This window comes from Burkholderia sp. Nafp2/4-1b (genome assembly GCF_003635165.1).
Lineage (GTDB): Bacteria > Pseudomonadota > Gammaproteobacteria > Burkholderiales > Burkholderiaceae > Burkholderia.
In genome coordinates this window covers 1-2,117 of the sequence record NZ_ML058678.1, presented here as the reverse complement: position 1 = coordinate 2,117, position 2,117 = coordinate 1, and the positions used below count along the sequence as shown (strand labels likewise).

2 protein-coding genes and 1 pseudogene are annotated in these 2,117 nt (G+C 58.1%); all 3 read right to left on the bottom strand.

The genetic code is table 11. The features are described 5' to 3' along the window. Positions 1–753 (bottom strand): RNA-guided endonuclease TnpB family protein (locus C7H84_RS35865; RefSeq protein WP_162999524.1); only part of this gene is annotated, 753 nt, incomplete at its 3' end. Positions 754–853: 100 nt separating this feature from the next. Further along, the gene (locus tag C7H84_RS35860) at positions 854–1,516 is read right to left on the bottom strand and encodes a response regulator (protein ID WP_121863192.1); all 663 of its coding nucleotides are present in this window, start codon (positions 1,514–1,516) and stop codon (positions 854–856) included. A gap of 71 nt (positions 1,517–1,587) precedes the next feature. Continuing rightward, positions 1,588–2,117: pseudogene (locus C7H84_RS35855) on the bottom strand (RNA-guided endonuclease TnpB family protein); the annotation flags it as partial.

Here is a 2,117-nt window from a genome sequence, read left to right as displayed (position 1 = left end):
GTAATCGCGGCGGGCGTTACCGATGCGGGCATGGGTGCGCTGGATGCGAGCTTTCGCCTTCTTCCAGTTGCTGCTGAATTTCACCTTGCGGCTCATCGCCCGTTGCGCACGGCGCAACCGAGCTTCGTGCCGCTTGAAGCTGTTGAGCGGCGCGAGGAACGTGCCGTCGCTCATCGTTGCGAAGCGAGCTATGCCGACATCGACGCCAACCGCGCTGGTGGCTTGCGGCACCGGCCGATCTACCTCGCCTTGTGTCTGGATCGAGACGAACCACTTTCCGGCACTCTGGGATACCGTGGCATTGCGCAACTCACCCAAGACGCACCGGCTATTGCGGTAGCGCAGCCAGCCGAGTTTGGGCAGAAAGATTCGGCTGTTACCCTGATCCAGCTTGATCTGCTTCGGGTCGGGGTAGCGCAAGCGCTCGCTCTTGCCCTTCTTCTTGAAGCGCGGGAATGCCGCGCGCTTGCCGAAAAAATTCCTGTAGGCCCGCTCCAGGTCCTTGAGCGCATGCTGCAACGGGTGAACGGGCGAATCTTTGAGCCACGCAGTCTCCGACCCATTTCGCCACGCAGTGAGGCGCTTTGCCATCGCCACGTAGCTGATGAACTTGCCGCCCGTGGCGTAATTGCCCCTCTGCAACGCCAGCGCCTTGTTGTAGACGAACCGACACGATCCGGAGAAGCGGCGCATATCGCGCTGCTGCTCGCCGGTTGGCATCAGTTCGAACTTGAAGGCCTGGAGTCTTTGCATGGAAGTAATCGTATCGGCATTGACGCGTTGTCAAGGCCGCCTTTGGCGTGCGCGCTTCCCTTCCTCGCCCCTGAAGGACGAGGTATGACGCGCTTCTCGATCAATGAAGGGCACCGCATGCACTTAGGTAATGAAACAGTTCCGCATCGTTTGAGACCCCCAATTTGGCCATGCCCGTCATTTTCTGTCGGCTAATCGTTTTAAAGCTTCGGTTCTGCTGCTCTGCAATTTCAACAACGGTTAATCCCGACGCCAGCAGCCGGAGAACTTCTGATTCACGAGGGGATAGCGCCACACTCCGATCCACCCGAATTAGGCCGTCTAGACCAATACGCTCGCGCACCGACTGAGCCATGTAACGTTCGCCAAATAATGCAGCTTGTACCGACAGCGCCAAATCGGTTACGCCACTGTCCTTACCGACCAAGCCGGCCACCCCACTGCGCCAAATCGCCTCCAAAATTCCGGGGATGTGCATCATCGTCAACACGACCACCGGAATGTGAGAAAAATGACGCTGAACGAAGGTGATAAGCTCCATACCACCCCCGCACCTTTGACCTGGCATCGAAAAATCGGTGACAAGCACGTCACACGAGACGCTGTGCAACAAGCGCACCAAGCTATCCGAATCGGTTGCACGACCAACGACCGTTCCGATGCCCCGGTTGTGAATCACAGCTTCGGTACCAATAGCGCTGACTGGATGATCGTCTGCAAGAATAATCTTAGGCGGCCCGAGCCGCACATTGCTACTCGCCATGGCTCATTCCTTATGACACTTTATCAGTCGCCGGTAATCGCTCACGACTCGTTGACGTCCATCTCCTCTCCCTAAAGGGAGAGGATTCCCACACCTGGCGATGCACGTCCGCATCGGAGAATGTTCACCGCAGCGTTGGTATCTCGATCATGCACGACACCACATCCACTGCAGGCCCACTCTCTTATTCGCAGTCCCGCGATACCTTTCGGCCGCGTCGTGCTGTCTTTCGACCCGCACGACGAACAGGACTGGGTCGAACCACTTTCGTCGACTTCCTCGAACGTGACCCCGTGCGCCATCGCCTTGTAACGGAGCTTGTTTCGGGGACGACCAGGATGCGTCGTAGACGCTCTTCGCCATCCTGGTTCTGGCGAGTTTGACAGCCGACACATTGCCGACCGCGATGTAATCGAAGCGCCGCACCAGATCGAGCGCGAGCTTGTGCTGGAAATCGGCGCGAGCATTTGCGATCTTGGCATGCAGCTTCGCGATATGTCGTTTGTGCTTGCGCGCCCGCTGCGCCTTCGCCAATCTTTCAGTCGCGCGCCGGCCGAACCGGTCATTCGGCAGTCTTTCTCCGGTCGAAAGTGTGGCGAAG

Coding starts and splice junctions, on each gene's coding strand:
- C7H84_RS35860 (WP_121863192.1), bottom strand. CDS start 1,516: ATGGCGAGTAGCAATGTGCGGCTCGGGCCGCCTAAGATTATTCTTGCA.